The 16326-nt window shown below is 72.8% G+C and carries 3 protein-coding genes; all 3 read left to right on the top strand.

Features of this window, described 5'->3' with window-relative positions; all coding sequences use genetic code 11:
• The first annotated feature begins 2 nt into the window (after positions 1-2).
• Positions 3-11378: a type I polyketide synthase gene (locus AB0F38_RS19475; RefSeq protein WP_361894505.1), complete on the top strand. Its 11376-nt coding sequence runs from the start codon at positions 3-5 to the stop codon at positions 11376-11378.
• 392 nt (positions 11379-11770) lie between these two features.
• A complete protein-coding gene (locus AB0F38_RS19470) occupies positions 11771-13348 on the top strand; it encodes an MFS transporter (protein WP_361894502.1) in 1578 nt (525 codons plus the stop codon).
• Between the two features lie 224 nt (positions 13349-13572).
• The gene (locus AB0F38_RS19465) at positions 13573-15645 is read left to right on the top strand and encodes an AAA family ATPase (RefSeq protein ID WP_361894883.1); all 2073 of its coding nucleotides are present in this window, start codon (positions 13573-13575) and stop codon (positions 15643-15645) included.
• Positions 15646-16326 lie beyond the last annotated feature (681 nt).

The following is a 16326-nucleotide window of genomic DNA, read 5'->3' as shown; positions in this document are numbered from 1 at the left end:
ACATGGACAACGAGCAGAAACTTCGCGACTACCTCAAGCGGGCGACGGTCGATCTGCGGGAGAGCCGGCAGCGGGTGCAGGATCTGGAGGAGCGCGCACACGAGCCGATCGCGATCGTGGGCATGGCCTGCCGGCTGCCGGGCGGTGTCGCCTCCCCGGAGGACCTTTGGGAGCTGCTGAGCGCCGGACGTGACGCGGTCGGTCCCTTCCCGGACGGCCGTGGCTGGGACCTGGAGAACCTGTACCACCCGGACCCCGACCACCTCGGCACCTCGTACGCCCGCGAAGGCGGCTTCCTGTACGACGCGGACCGGTTCGACGCCGAGTTCTTCGGCATCAGCCCCCGCGAGGCGGCGGCGATGGACCCCCAGCAGCGGTTGCTGCTGGAGACCAGCTGGGAGGCTTTCGAGCACGCGGGCATCGCCCCGACGACGCTGAGGGGCACCCGTACCGGGGTGTACATGGGCGTCATGTACGACGACTACGGCTCCCGCCCCCACACCCCCGAGGGCTTCGAGGGCTACATGCTGACCGGGAGCGCGGGCAGCGTCGCGTCGGGCCGGCTGGCCTACACCTTCGGCCTGGAGGCGCCGGCGGTGACGGTCGACACCGCGTGTTCCTCCTCGCTCGTCGCGCTGCACCTCGCCGCGCAGGCGCTGCGCCAGGGTGAGTGCTCGATGGCGCTCGCCGGCGGTGTGACCGTGATGGCGACACCCGGCACGTTCGTGGAGTTCTCCCGGCAGCGCGGGCTGGCGCCGGACGGGCGGTGCAGGGCCTTCTCGTCGTCGGCGGACGGCACGGGCTGGGCCGAGGGCGTGGGCGTGCTGGTGCTGGAGAAGCTGTCGGACGCGGAGCGCGCCGGGCACCGGGTGCTGGCGGTGGTGCGGGGCTCGGCGGTGAACCAGGACGGTGCGAGCAGCCAGCTGACCGCACCGAATGGGCCGTCGCAGGAGCGGGTCGTGCGGGCCGCGCTGGCCGACGCGCGGCTGTCGGCGTCCGAGGTGGACGCCGTGGAGGCGCACGGTACGGGTACACGGCTCGGCGATCCGATCGAGGCGCGGGCGCTCATGTCCGCGTACGGCCAGGCCCGGGGGGACGACAACCCGCTGTGGCTGGGTTCCGTGAAGTCGAACATCGGTCACACGCAGGCCGCGGCGGGTGTCGCGGGCGTGATCAAGATGGTCATGGCGATGCGCGAGGGGGTTATGCCCCCGACGTTGCACGTGGACGAGCCGACCCCCGAGGTCGACTGGTCGGCGGGCACCGTGAGGCTGCTGACGCGGACTCAGCGGTGGCCGGAGCTCGGCCGTCCGCGCCGGGCGGGTGTGTCGTCCTTCGGGATCAGCGGGACCAACGCTCACGTGATCCTCGAAGAGGCGCCACGCGCCCGTGCCACCGGACCGGCGGACGACGCACAGCGGCCGGAGCCGGGCGCGCCGGCGCTGCCGGCGCCGTGGCTGCTGTCCGCCAAGTCGGAAGCCGCGCTCCAGGCGCAGGCGGGCCGGCTGCGGGACTGGCTCGCCGCGCACCCCGAGGCGGATGACGCTGATGTCGCCGCCGCCCTGCTCACCGGGCGCGCTCAGCTGGCGCGGCGCGGCGCGGTGCTCGGCGCCGACCGGGCCGCTCTGCTCGCCGGCCTCACGGCCCTGGCCGAGGGCGCGGAGTCCCCGCAGCTCGTGTCGGGTGCCGCCACCACCGGCGGGACGGCCTTCCTGTTCACCGGCCAGGGCGCGCAACGCGTCGGCATGGGCGAAGGGCTGGCCGCCGCGTTCCCCGTGTTCGCCGCCGCCCTCGACGAGATCTGCGCGGAGTTCGACGCCCTGCTGGGGGTGTCGCTGCGCGAGGTCATGTCCGGCCGGGCCGGCGACACCGGGCACAGCGCCCCGCTCGACCGGACGGAGTACACACAGCCCGCGCTGTTCGCGTTCGAGGTGGCGCTGTACCGCCTCCTGGAGTCGTTCGGCGTGACCCCGGACGTGGTGGTCGGGCATTCGATCGGTGAGCTGGCCGCGGCCTACGTGGCCGGGGTGTGGTCGCGGGCCGACGCGTGTCGGCTCGTCGCCGCCCGTGGCCGGCTGATGGGCGCGCTGCCGGCCGGCGGAGCGATGCTCGCCGTCGCGGTGCCGGAGGAGCGGGCGCTGCACCTGCTCGCGACCGGGCCGGTCTCGCTGGCGGCCGTGAACGGGCCCACGGCCGTGGTGTTCTCGGGCGGGACGGCGGCGATCGCCGCCCTGGAGGAGCGGCTGAAGGACGAGGGCGTCAGGACGAACCGGCTGACGGTCAGTCACGCCTTCCACTCGGCGCTGATGGAGCCGATGCTCGCCGCGTACGAGGAGGTCGCCGGGTCGGTTGCCTACCGGGAGCCCCGCATGGAAGTGTGCTCCACGGTGTCCGGTGCGCCGGCCGGTCCCGAGCTGCTGACGCCGCAGTACTGGGTGCGGCAGGTGCGCGAGGCCGTGCAGTTCGCCCCGGCGGTGCGGTCGCTCGCCGACGCCGGGGTGCGCCGGTTCGTCGAGGTGGGTCCGGACGCGGTGCTGGCGGCGCTGACCCGCCACACGCTGAACGACGAGGTGGCGCAGCGCTCGCTGGTCGAGGCGGCGTCACGGCGGGGCGTCGACGAGGCCGGCCAGTTCCTTCGGCTGCTCGGCGCCGCCCATTGCTCGGGCGTCACCGTCGACTGGTCGCCGCTGTCACCGGCAGGGCCGGTCACCCACCTCGACCTGCCGGTCTACGCCTTCCAGCACCGCCGCTACTGGGTGCAGCCCGAGGACGGCGCGCTCGGTGACCTGGGCCGCGCCGGCCTGTCCACGCTCGACCACCCGATGCTGCGCGTCGCCGCGCCGCTCGCCGGGCGTGACGCATGGCTCTTCAGCGGCAGGCTCTCCACCACCGACCAGCCGTGGACCGCCGACCACACGGCGTTCGGTTCGAGGCTGCTGCCCGGCACCGGGTTCGTGGAGCTCGCGTCGGCGGCGGGCAGCCGCTTGGACCTGCCCGTCGTGAACGAACTCGTCCTGGAGACACCGCTGGTGTTCGACGGCACCGCCGCCGTGGACGTACAGGTGTCGGTGACCGAGCCCGACCACACCGGCCGACGGCGCCTGTCGGTCCACTCGCGTGCCGCCACCGGCACCGCGCCGTCCCACCCGGGCGAGCCGGACTGGACGCTGCACGCCACCGGCGTCCTCGCTCCCGCCGACGCTGTTACACCGGCCTGGAGCGACCCCGACTGGCCGCCGGCCGACGGCGAGCCGATCGACGGAACGCGGCTGTACGACCGGCTCGCCGCCCTGGGATTCGGCTATGGCCCGAGCTTCCAGGGCGTGCGCGCCGCCTGGACCAGCGGTGACGACGTCTTCGCCGAGGTGTCCCTGGACGGGACGACGGCGGGCCGGGCGGCGGCCTTCGGGGTCCATCCGGCGCTGCTGGACGCGATCTTCCACGCCGCCATCGACGTACTCGCCGACGACCTCCCCGACGGCAGGCTGCCGCTTCCGTTCTCCTTCGGCGGCGTCCGTGTCTTCCGGCGCGGCGCGAGCGCGGTCCGCGCCCGCATCATCCGGTCGGGTTCCGAGAAAGTGCGCATCGACGCCTGCGACGCCACCGGCGCCGCCGTGCTGTCGATCGACGCCGTGCTCGCCCGCCCTGCGGACGCGCGCGCTCTCGCCGGGGCCCGCTCCCCGCTCCACACGATCGCCTGGACGCCGGTGACGGCGCCCGAGGTGCCGGACCGGCCCCTGGTCGCCCTGGGGCGGCCCGTCGAGGGCTGCGCCGAGACGTTCGAGGATGTCACGGCGTTCGTGGCAGGCGGGAACCCCACCGGCGCGGCCGTCGTCTGGTCGCCCGGAACGGCGGCGGAGGACGGCGCCGACGTCCCGGCGACCGTCCGCACCGCCGTGCACAACGCCCTCGCGGTGCTGCGTGACTGGCTCGCCGAACCGGGCTGCGCCGACTCGACGCTGATCGTGCTGACCCGCAACGGGGCGGGTCTGCCCGGTGAGACGCCGGATCTCGCGGCGGCGGCCGTCCGTGGCCTGGTGCGCAGCGCGCAGTCGGAACATCCGGGGCGCATCGTGAGCGTGGACCTCGACGACGACGACCTCGCGGACCCGCACCGGCGGATCGCCGCCGCAGCCGCCATGGACGAACCCCAGCTCGCGATCCGTGTCGGCGCCACGGTGGCACCGAGGCTGGTCCGTGCGGCCACCGCCGCGCCGGCCGGCGAGCCCTTCGGTGACGGCACGGTCCTGATCACCGGCGGCGCCGGCGGACTGGGCGCCGTCACCGCACGCCACCTGGTCACCCGCCACGGGGTGCGCCGGCTGCTGCTCGTCTCGCGCCGGGGCTCCGCCGCGCCGGGGGTCGCGGAGCTGGTCACCGAACTGACCGCGCTGGGCGCCCGCGTACGCGTCGCCGCCTGCGATGTCAGCAAGCGCTCCGATGTGGCGGCGCTGCTGGAATCCGTACCCGTGCACGAACCGGTGACCGCTGTCGTGCACACCGCAGGCGTGGTCGACGACGGCACCGTCGAGACCCTGACCGCGGAGCAGGTGGACCGGGTGCTCGCCCCGAAGGCCGATGCCGCCTGGCATCTGCACGAGCTCACCCGCGACATGGACCTGGCGGCGTTCGTGCTGTTCTCCTCCGCCGGGCCGCTGCTCGGCGGGCAGGGCCAGGGCAACTACGCGGCGGCGAACGCGGTGATGGACGCCCTTGCCCAGCTGCGCCGCAGTGCCGGTCTGCCCGCACACTCGCTGGCCTGGGGGCTGTGGAAGCGCGGCATGGCCGAGGCGCTGAACGAGGCGGGCGCCGAACACCTGGCCCGTCAGATCCGCACGCGTCTGGGCCTGTCCCCGATCGAGCCGGACACCGGCATGCGGATGTTCGACGACGCGCTGACCACCGGCGAACCGATGCTGATGACCGCGCTGCTCGACACGCAGGCCCTCACCGCGCTGGGCCGGCTCGGCACGCTGCCCGCCGTGCTGCGTGGTCTGATCCACGTGCCGTCGCGCGGCCGGACCTCCGACAGCCCGTTGCGCCGGCGGTTGCTGGACGCCCCCGCCGATCGGTGGGAGTCGCTGATCCGCGACGAGGTCCGCGCGATCGCCGCCGGGGTACTCGGCCACGAGTCGGCCGACGCCGTCGACCCCGAAACGCCCTTCACGGAACTGGGCTTCGACTCGCTCGGCGGAGTCGAGTTCCGCAACAAGGTGACCGCCGCCACCGGTGTCCCGCTTCCGTCCACGCTGGTGTTCGACTATCCGACCACCGCCGCCGTCGCGGACTTCCTGCGTACCAGGGTCGACAGCGCGGCGCCGGCACGGTCGCGCCCCGCCACGGCCAGGGCCAGGGCCGACGAGCCGATCGCGATCGTCGGCATGAGCTGCCGGTACCCCGGCGGCGTGGAGAACGCCGACCAGCTCTGGGACCTGATCGCCGGGCGCGTGGACGCGATCGGCCCGATGCCCGATGACCGCGGCTGGGACATCGACCACCTGTACGACACCGTCCCCGGCACACCCGGCAAGATGTACACACGGGAAGGCGGATTCCTGCGCGCCGCGGGTGATTTCGATGCCGCCTTCTTCGGCATCGGCCCCCGTGAGGCAGCGGCGATGGACCCGCAGCAGCGGCTGCTGCTCGAAGCGTCCTGGGAAGCGCTCGAGGACGCCGGTATCGACCCGGCCTCCCTGCGCGGCAGCGACACCGGGGTGTACGCCGGCGTCATGTACCAGGACTACGGCTACACGGCGCGCGAGGCCGCCGACGGTGCCGCGGAAGGCTATCTGGCGACCGGATCGGGCGGCAGCGTCGTCTCCGGCCGGGTGTCCTACGCCCTCGGTCTGGAAGGACCCGCGGTGACGGTGGACACGGCGTGCTCGTCGTCGCTGGTGGCCCTGCACCTGGCGGTGCAGGCCCTGTGCGCCGGGGAGACGTCGCTGGTCCTGGCCAGCGGGGTGACGGTCATGTCCACCCCGATGCTGTTCCAGGAGTTCTCCCGGCAGCGGGCCCTGTCACCGGACGGGCGCTGCAAGGCGTTCTCGAGCGCCGCGGACGGTGTCGCGTGGGCCGAGGGCGTCGGCGTGCTCGCCCTGGAGCGGTTGTCCGACGCGCAGCGCAACGGGCGCCCCGTGCTGGCCGTGATCCGCGGCAGCGCGGTAAACCAGGACGGCGCGAGCAACGGCCTGACCGCACCGAACGGGCCCTCCCAGGAGCGGGTGATCGCCCAGGCACTGGCCAGGGCAGGGGTGTCGGCGGCCGAGGTGGACGCCGTGGAGGCGCACGGCACCGGCACCACGCTGGGTGACCCGATCGAGGCACAGGCGCTGATCAACGCCTACGGCCAGGACCGCGCCGAGCCACTGCGGATCGGGTCGCTGAAGTCGAACATCGGGCACGCGCAGGCCGCTGCCGGTGTCGGCGGTGTGATCAAGATGGTGCAGGCGCTGCGGCACGAGACGCTGCCGCCCACCCTGCACGTCGACGAGCCGTCACCGCACGTGGAGTGGCCGGCGGACGCGGTACGGATCCTGACCGAGGCCGAGCCGTGGCCCGCCGGCGGTCGCCCGCGCCGGGCGGGGGTGTCGTCGTTCGGGATCAGCGGGACAAACGCGCACGTGATCCTGGAGGAGGCGCCCCCGGCCCCGCCCCGGCCGGTCGATCCACCGCGCCCGCCGGCCGTGCCGCTGCTGTTGTCCGCGCGGACACCTGCCGCGCTGCGGTCCCAGGCGCGCCGTCTGCACGACACGCTGAGCGAACGTCCGGAGCTCGACCTCACCGATGTCGCGGTGACGCTGGCACTGCACCGCGCGCGGTTCGACCGGCGCGCCGCCGCCGTGGGCCAGGACCGGGAGACACTGCTCGCCGCCCTGGCGCGCCTGGCGGCCGACGAGCCGGGACCGGGCATCGCCGACGACGCCGGCCGGACCGGGACGACCGCGTTCCTGTTCACCGGCCAGGGCGCCCAGCGGACCGGGATGGGCGCCGGGCTGTACCGAGCGTTCTCCGCTTTCGCGGCGGCGCTCGACGAGGTGTGCGCGGAGTTCGACGCCCACCTGGGGCACGCGCTGCGGGACGTGATGTTCGGCGCGGCCGACGAGACGCTGCTCGACCGCACCGAGTACACCCAGCCCGCGCTGTTCGCGTTCGAGGTGGCGATGTACCGCCTCGTCGAGTCGCTGGGCGTGACGCCGGACGTGGTCGCCGGGCACTCGATCGGCGAGCTGGCCGCGGCCTACGTGGCCGGTGTGTGGTCGTTGCCGGACGCGTGCACCCTCGTCGCGGCCCGAGGCCGCTTGATGGGGGCGCTGCCGGCAGGCGGGAGCATGCTGGCCGCCGCGGTGCCGGAGGGGCGGGCCCTGGAGCTGCTGGCGGCCGACGCCGGTCCGGCAGCCGGCGCGGTCTCCCTGGCCGCGGTGAACGCCCCCGACGCGGTGGTCCTCTCCGGAGACGCCGACGCGGTCTCGGCGGTCGAGTCGAGGCTCGTGGCCGAAGGCGTCAGGACCAGCAGGCTGCGGGTGAGCCACGCGTTCCACTCCGTCCTGATGGACCCGATGCTGGCCGAGTTCGCGGAGATCGCCGCCGGCCTGACGTACCGGGAGCCGCGCATCCCTCTGTGCTCCACGGTCACCGGCGCGTTCGCCGGCGCCGCGGTGGGCACGCCCGAGTACTGGGTACGGCAGGTGCGCGAGGCGGTGCGCTTCGCCCCGGCGGTGCGGTCCCTGCTCGACTCGGGCGTGGGCCTGTTCGTCGAGCTCGGCCCGGACGCGGTGCTGACGGCCATGACCCGCGCCACCGCGGCGGCCGACGTCGCGGCGCGCGCCTCGGTGGTCGCGGCGTCCCGCCGCACCGTCGACGAACCCGGACAGCTGGTCGCCGCGCTGGCCACCGCGCACTGCGCGGGCCGGCCGGTGCGGTGGTCCGACTACTTCGGAGCGCGACCGCAGGCACGGATCACGCTGCCCGCCTATCCCTTCCAGCACGAACGCTTCTGGCTGCTGCCCGCGGAGGCCGCAGCGCCGCTCGCCGGCGCCGACTCCGCCGGCCATCCGCTGCTGCACGCCCAGATGCAGCTCGCCGGCAAGGACGAATGGCTGTTCACCGGCAGGCTCTCGCTGCGTACGCACCCCTGGCTCGCCGACCACACGGTCCTGGGCACGGTCATGATGCCAGGGACCGGATTCGTGGAACTGGCCCTGGCGGCCGGCGCCCGGCTCGGCGTGCCACGGCTGGCTGAACTGGTCCTCGCGGCGCCGCTGGTCCTCCCGGCCGACGGCACCGCGGACCTCCAGCTCGCCGTGGGCGAACCCGACGCGGCCGGGCACCGGACCGTGGCCGTCCACGCCCGCGTCGCCGACGCCTGGGTGCCGCACGCCCATGGCCTGCTCACGCCCGCCGCACCGGTCCCGGCACCGGACTGGTCCCGCGCGTGGCCTCCGGCCGCGGGCGAGCCGGTCGACGGGGAGCAGGTGTACCGCGCGCTCGGCGACCTCGGCTTCGGGTACGGCCCGGTGTTCCAGGGTGTTCGCGCCGCGTGGACCCGTGGGGAGGAAGTCTTCGCCGACCTGGCGCTCGACACCGACAGCGCGGCGCGCGCCACCGACTTCGGGCTGCACCCGGCACTGCTGGACGCGGTGTTCCACGCGGCGGTCGGACCTCTCGTCGAGGGCGGGCCCGACGGCCGGCTGCCCCTCCCCTTCGCCTTCGACGGTGTCCAGGTGGCACAGTCCGGCGTGGGCGCCCTGCGTGTCCGTATCGCCCGCATCGCACCGGACACCCTGCGCGTGGACGCGGCCGACGCGACCGGTGCCCTCGTGCTGAGCGTGAAATCGGTGCGGTCCCGCCCGATCGAGCCGCAGGCGCTGGCCGAGCTGCGCGGCGCGGCACCGCTGTTCGACCTGGAATGGGTCGCCGTGCCTGCCGCCCCCGAGGCGGATGCGGGGCGCGTCGTCGTGCTGGGTGACCCGGCGGCCGTCGAGGCCCCGGAGCCCGCGACGAGCTGTGCCGATCTGGCCGGACTCGCCGGGCTGGGGGACGTTCCCGACACGGTGGTATGGCAGGCGCCCCGCGGGACAGGGGCGGGCGCGGCGGACGTCCACACCGGCGTTCTGACGACGCTCGCCCTGTTGCAGGGCTGGACAGGCGCCGCTCACCCCGGCCGGCTCGTGATCGTGACCCGCACGGCCGCCGGGCTGCCCGGTGAGGAGCCCGATCTGGCCGGGGCCGCCGTGGCGGGCCTCGTGCGCAGCGCACAGGCCGAGCATCCGGGCCGTTTCCTGCTCATCGACCACGACGGCGACGCCCTGCCGCTCACCTCGCTCGCCGACGCCGTGGCCCAGGACGAACCGCACCTGGCCGTGCGCGGGGGACGGCTCCTGGCACCGCGACTGCGGTCGCTGCCCGCCACCGGAGCGGGCGCGCCGCCGTCGTTCGACCGGGGCACCGTGCTCATCACCGGCGGCACCGGCGGCATCGGTGCGATCGTCGCCCGGCATCTGGTCACGGCGCACGGCGCACGGCGGCTGCTGCTGGTGTCGCGACGCGGCGCTGCCGCGGACGGCGCCGCCGAACTGACCGCCGAGCTGACCGGCCACGGCGCCCACGTCCAGGTCGTGGCGTGCGACGTTACCGGACGCACCGCGGTCCAGAACCTGTTGGCCGGCATCGGCACCGACGCGCCGCTGACTGCCGTTATCCACGCGGCGGGCGTCCTGGACGACGGCACACTCGACGCCCTGACCGCCGAGCGGACGACACGGGTGCTGGCGCCGAAGGTCGACGCGGCATTGCATCTGCACGAGCTGACGCGCGATCTGGATCTGTCGGCGTTCGTGCTCTTCTCGTCCGCGGCCCCGCTGCTCGGCGGACAAGGACAGGGCAACTACGCCGCCGCGAACAGTGCCCTGGACGCCCTGGCACGCCTGCGGCGCAGCGCGGGCCTGCCCGCGCACTCCCTGGCCTGGGGGTTGTGGACCGTCGGCATGGCAGGGGCGCTCAGCGGGGACGGTGCCGAGCAGTACGCCCGCCGGATCCGGGCCAGGCTGGGCCTGGTCCCGATCGACCCGGATTCCGGGATGGCGCTGTTCGACCACGCGCTGGAGACCGACCGGGCGACACCGATGACGGCGCTGCTGGACACGGCGGCGCTCACCGCCCTGGCGCGCGGCGGCACACTGCCCGCGGTGCTGCGCGGCATGATCCGGGTCCCCCGGGTCACCGGGAGCGCCGGTGTCAGTCTGGCGCGGCAGCTGGCCGCCCTGCCCGACGCCGACCTCGACGCCGCGGTCCTGCGCGAGGTACGCCACGTCGCGGCGGCGGTCCTCGGCCACCTCTCCGGTGACGCGATCGACCCGGACGCGCCGTTCACCGAGCTAGGGTTCGACTCCCTCGGTGCCGTCGAGTTCCGGAACCGGCTGGCACAGCTGACCGAGCTGACGTTGCCGTCGACGCTGATCTTCGACCACCCGACCGCCGCCGATGTGGCGAAACTGGTGCGGTCGCGGTTCGAGGAGTCCGGCACCGGCGTGGCCGAGCAGGTACCGGCCGGCGTGCGCGGCACGATCACCGAGCTGGTGTCGGCGGCGCATCGCCGCGGTGAGCTGGCAGGGGCGATGCCGCTGCTGACCGCGAGCGCCGCCCTGATGCCCCTGTACTCCGCCGAGGAGGCCGCCACCCGGCGCCCGGCCGCGCAGCTCCTGGCGCGCGGCGACACGGCACCGGCACTGGTCTGCATCCCCTCGTTCCTCGCGGGATCGGGTTCCCACCAGTTCGCGCGCCTCGCCCGTGAACTGGGCGGCGAGCGGCGGGTCAGCGCGTTGCGGCTGCCCGGCACGCGCGCGGGTGACGACCTGCCACCGACCTGGACGGCGGCGATCGAGAGCCTCGCCGCGAGCGTCGCGGCGGAGCTCGGCCGAAGCCCGGTGGCGCTCATCGGCTATTCGGCCGGTGGCGCGATCGCCCATGCGGTCGCCCGGCGGATCGAGGACGACGGAGGCACGCTGGCGGGCGTCGCGATGATCGACACCTACTCCCCGGACGACATCGAACTCAACCGCCACGTGCTCACCGACGCGCTGGGGCAGATCCTGTCCCGGAACAACGCTCTGACCCCCGTGGACGACCACGGCTTGCTCGCCATGGGTGGCTATGTGCGCATTTACCCCGACCGCGAGGCCGAACAGATCGCCGCACCCACACTGAATCTGCGGGCCACCCTGACGCTGAGCACCTTCGGAGACAGCGACCCCGTCCCGGACTGGCAGCACCGTGGACCGATCGAGCACATCGAGGCGGATCACTTCTCGATCATCGAGGAGCGGGCGCCGGAGACCGCCGCGCATCTGCGGCGCTGGCTGGACTCACTCGGCGGCCGGTGAGGGCCGGACCGTCGGAACGGGGGAACGGAGACGCCTGACAGCTCTGCCCGAGCCCGAGCACGCCGCCCGCGCGGCGCGCTCGAGCTCGGGCTCGTCCGTCCGCAGCGGGGGCGCCGCGCGACAGTTCAGGTCCCCGAGGGCAAAGAATTGCCTCGGCCGCAACCACCGAGGGAGGTGAATTCCTCCGGCTCGGAAATTCACCGGAGACAGAAAACTATTCGATCCGCAAATTCGATGGAGGCACAGAATGGCGCGGTCTGCAAATCCGCCGGAGGCATAAAGGCCGCCCGGTTGCAACCGTGTCGGCGAGAAATTCTGAGCTTGACAGTGTTGTAGGGCCTGTTTATAGTCGCGTCGTTCAAGTTTCCGCCGATCGATATTCGAAGGTGGTCATGACCGCGCCTCCGACGTTGCCGAAATCCAGGCAACGGTTAATTCTCGCCGTACTCATGGTGTGTTCGCTGCTGATCTGGCTGGACAACACCGTTCTCAGTATCACTCTGGAGACCCTTGCCGACCCGGTCCAGGGGCTGGGCGCCAGCCCGGCCGAGCTGCAATGGGCCACCGGCGCCTACACCCTGGTCTTCGCGACCCTGATGTTCACCGCCGGTGCGATGGGCGACAGCTTCGGCCACCGGAATGTGCTCGCCATCGGCCTGGTGATCTTCGCCGGGGCCTCGATCTGGGCGGCGTACGCGGGCGATGCGGGCCAGCTGATCGCCGCACGGGCCGCGATGGGAGTCGGCGCCGCACTGATCATGCCGGCCAACTTCGCCATTCTGTTGTGGACCTTCACCGGCGCCGGGCGGGCAACCGCGATCGCCATTTCCTCGACATCCACCGGTGTCGGAATGGCGGCGGGCCCGGTGCTGGCGGGACTTCTGCTCGGCCATTTCTGGTGGGGTTCGGTCTTTCTCGTCAACGTCCCGATCATCGTGGTGGCACTGGCCGGGATCGTCTTTCTGGTCCCCAATTTCCGCAGCCCCTCCGTGCGGCCGATGGACCCGGCCGGGATCCTGCTGTCCATCACCGGACTCGCGGCGCTGACCTACGGCGTGATCCGTGCGGGGCAGGTGGACGACTGGAGCCGTTGGGACGTCTGGGCGCCGACCGCGGCCGGGATCGTCCTGCTGGTCGTCTTCGTGCTCGTCGAATTGCGGACCGAGGCACCGAGTTTCGATCCCCGGCTGCTCGCCCAGAGGATGTTCGGCGGTGGCAACGCGTCCATGGCGTTGCTGTTCTTCTCCGTCGCCGCCATCACCTTCTACAACGCGTTCTACATGCAGGGCGCGCTGGGTTACTCACCGATGAAGGCCGGTTTGGCCAATGTTCCGACGGCCGTCGGCGCCGTCGTGGGCGCGCCCCTGGGCGCACGTCTCGTCGGCCGATGGTCACTGCGCCCCGTCGCCGTGCCGGCGCTCACGGTGGCGGCGCTCACCATGGGCGCGGTCGGATTCCTCGATCTGCACACCCCGCTCGTCTGGATCGCTCTCCTGCTGCTGGCGCAGGGCCTCTCCGTCGGCATGGTGATGGCCCCGGTGACCGGCGCACTGCTCAGCAGCCTACCGCTGGAGCGGTCCGGTGCCGGGTCGGCCGTCACCAACACGGCGCGGCAGGTCGGCAGCGTGATCGGGATCGCGGTGGGCGGCACGATCATGTCGATCGCGTACCGAGACGCGATCGAACCCTCGCTGGGAGCTGTCCCGGAGGCGGTGCGGGACAGCGCCCGGGTCTCCGCGGAACAGGCCCGCCATGTCGCCACCACGATCGATCAGCCCGCTCTCGCGCGGGCCGCCGATCAGGCGTTCATCCACGCCATGCACGTCGGTGCGGTCTGGATCATGCTCATCACGCTCGTCGCGGTGGCCGTGCTGATGATCGCCCTGCCCGCTGCCGGAAAGAAGAAGAACCCGGCACCGGAACCGGAGTACGAAGGGGCCCGCAGCGCCGAGCCTCATTCCACCGCCTGACGGGGTGGACGCGGACGGGAACCCGGACCGGAACGGGCGGGAACGCGGACGGAACTCCGACGGCCGCCGCCGTGAAGGGCTGTCGGTCACCCGCCGCCGGGCTGCACTGCGGCGAGCGGGGTGCGAGTCCGCCGGTCCGTCTCCCGGCGGAGCGGTCCGATTCCCGGCGGAAGATCTCACCCCGTATGTCTCGCCCGACCCGAAGGAGCCCCCGGTTGTCGACCATGAATGATCCCGCTGTGCGTGCGGTGGAAGCGGAGCGGGATTACGCCTCCTCCTTGTACGCGTTGCTCAACGAGCGGCTTTCCGAGGCCCGCGAGAGCCGGGCGAGCGTGTTGAAGGCCAAGGCGGAAAGTGCGGGTGAGGCATACGAGAGAGAGATCGCCGCCGAGCGGCTGGCCAAGGAGATCGGCCGGTTGGAGGGCGCCGAGAAGGGGCTGGTCTTCGGGCGCATCGACTGGACGGACGGCACGGCCCTGCGCATCGGGCGCATCGGACTGCAGACGGAGGAGGACGACCTGCCTCTGCTCGTGGACTGGCGTGCGAACGCGGCACGTCCTTTCTACGAGGCGACACCGGTCCACCCGATGGACCTGCGGCGGCGCCGGCACCTGCGTCTGGAGGAGCGCACGGTCATCTCGGTGAGCGACGAGCTCCTGGACGGGACCGCCCCCACCGACGACGACGTCGTGGGGGACGGTCCGCTGACCGAGGCTCTGTCGGCACGGCGTACGGGCATGATGCAGGCGGCCGTCGCGACGCTCCAGGCCGAGCAGGACGAGATCGTCCGCTCCGCCCACCGCGGGGTGACCGTGGTCCAGGGCGGCCCCGGCACCGGAAAGACGGTGGTCGCCCTGCACCGGGCGGCCTACGTCCTGTACGCGTTCCCGCGCGCCGCCGAGGAGGGTGTCCTCGTGGTGGGGCCGAACGCCCGGTTCCTCGACTACATCTCCCAGGTTCTCCCCTCGCTGGGCGAGAACGATGTCGTCCTGGCGACCTGCCAGGAACTGGCCGGGGTCTCCACGGACGCGGTGGACCCGTTCGACAGGGCGCGTCTCAAGGGCGGCTCCGACCTCGCCGACGCGCTGGCCGGTCTGCTGCGCGTCCACCAGGCCCCTGCCGGCGATTTCACCGTGCGGGTCGGACAGGAACGGGTCCACCTCTCCGGCGAGGAGGTCGCCATGGCACGTGAGGCCGCCGTCCGGGCCGTATCGGGGCACAACCCCGCGCGCCAGGCGTTCAAGGAGCTCCTGGTCGACGCCGTCACCGACGCGATGCAACGGGACATGAGCGAGGTCCTCGAACAGATCGACGCCGATGCCGAGAGGATGACGGGCATCAACCTCGACCGGTTCACGGGCGTCGCCCAGCGCCGCGTCGAAGGTGCGGCCGACCCCGGTCCGGTCCACGAACTGGACCTGGACGCCATCCGGGACGATCTCCTCGACGACGCGGGCGTCGACCGGGCGGTCGAGACGCTGTGGCCACGGCTGGTACCGGGTGACCTCGTGAAGGCGCTCCTGAAGGATGCCGACGCTCTCGCCGAGTACCTGCCCCGCTTGACCGCGCAGGAGCGGTCCCTTCTGCTGCGCGGCCCGGACGACCCGTGGACCGATGCGGATGTGCCCTTGCTGGACGAGGCGGCGAGCCTGGTCGACGGCCCCCCGGAGCGGACGTACGGGCATGTCGTCGTCGACGAGGCCCAGGAACTGACCGCCATGCAGTGGCGGATGATCGTCCGCCGCTGCCCGGCGAGGGCGATGACGCTGGTGGGGGACTTCGCCCAGGCGGGCCCGGTCGCGACCGCATGCGACTGGAAGGAAGCGCTGAGCCCTCACGTCGGACCTCGGTTCAAGCTCCACAACCTGACCGTCAGCTACCGCACCACGCAGGAGATCCTGGAGAGCGTCCGGGACCTGCTCACGCGAATCGCCCCCGACCAGAAGCCCACACGGTCACTGCGGAGCGGTGAGAGCCCTCGCACCGTGACCACCCCCCCGGACGGGTTGGTGGCCGCCGCCGTCCAGGAACTCCGCGCCCAGAGCACCACGCATCCGGGCGAGCTCCTGGGTGTGATCTGCGCGGTCAACAGGGTGAGGGAACTGACGGCCCAGGGCATCGCTCACCACGCACGCATCGTGCCCGCGTCCGAAGCACGCGGCCTCGAATTCGACGGGGTCGTCGTCGTGGACCCCGAGGAGATCATCACGGCCCACCCCGGCGGGGAGAGGGACCTGTACGTGGCCCTGACCCGCGCGACCAAGCGCCTCTGCACCATCACCGTCCAGCCCGCCTGAACACGAGGCGCCCGCGGTGTCACCGCGGGCGCCGCCGACGCGGGACGATCACCGCCCCGCCCCCGCCGGGCCGCTCGCCGCCTCCCCGCGCGCACCCGGCCGCCCACGGTCCGGTCCGAGCCGACGATGTCCCGCTCCCCGCCGCGGCAGGGTGAAGCCGACCGTCGCGCTCCCGGTCGTACACGCCGGGCCCGAGCCCGAGACCGAGTCCGCGCCGGAAACCCTCAGCCCGGCTGTCCACGGGCATGCCGCCGGCCACACCCGACAGGCCCCCATGACGCACGACGTCCGGGCCGTCGAGGCCGCCCCCACCCTCTCCCGGTGCACCGCACAGCCCTCCGACTCGTCGAGATGAACCCGGCATAGGCGCATACGCGATCAGGTCGGGACCATCGAACGCGGAAACAGCCCCGAGATCCTATGCGAATTTTTTACTTGAAATTTTTCTTCGGAGATGCCTTGCGATCGAACGGGGCTGATCAGCGCGGGGTAGACAGTTAGCGTCACTCCGTGCCATGCTCATGTATCAGGAAGTGACCCTTCCGGATTTGCAGCATAAAGGAATGGGGAAGCGATATGAGCAACGGGGGAATCGTTGACATGGGCAGCGTGAAGAACAGGTTAATTCGGCAGCCGATATCGAGTGACAGGAAATGCGAGAACTACAGCATTCGGATAGAT

Origin of the sequence: Streptomyces sp. NPDC025273, from assembly GCF_040638585.1 — a bacterium.
Lineage (GTDB): Bacteria > Actinomycetota > Actinomycetes > Streptomycetales > Streptomycetaceae > Streptomyces > Streptomyces cinereorectus.
Note: the sequence above shows the minus strand (reverse complement) of the source record. Positions and strands in the feature narration are given on the sequence as shown.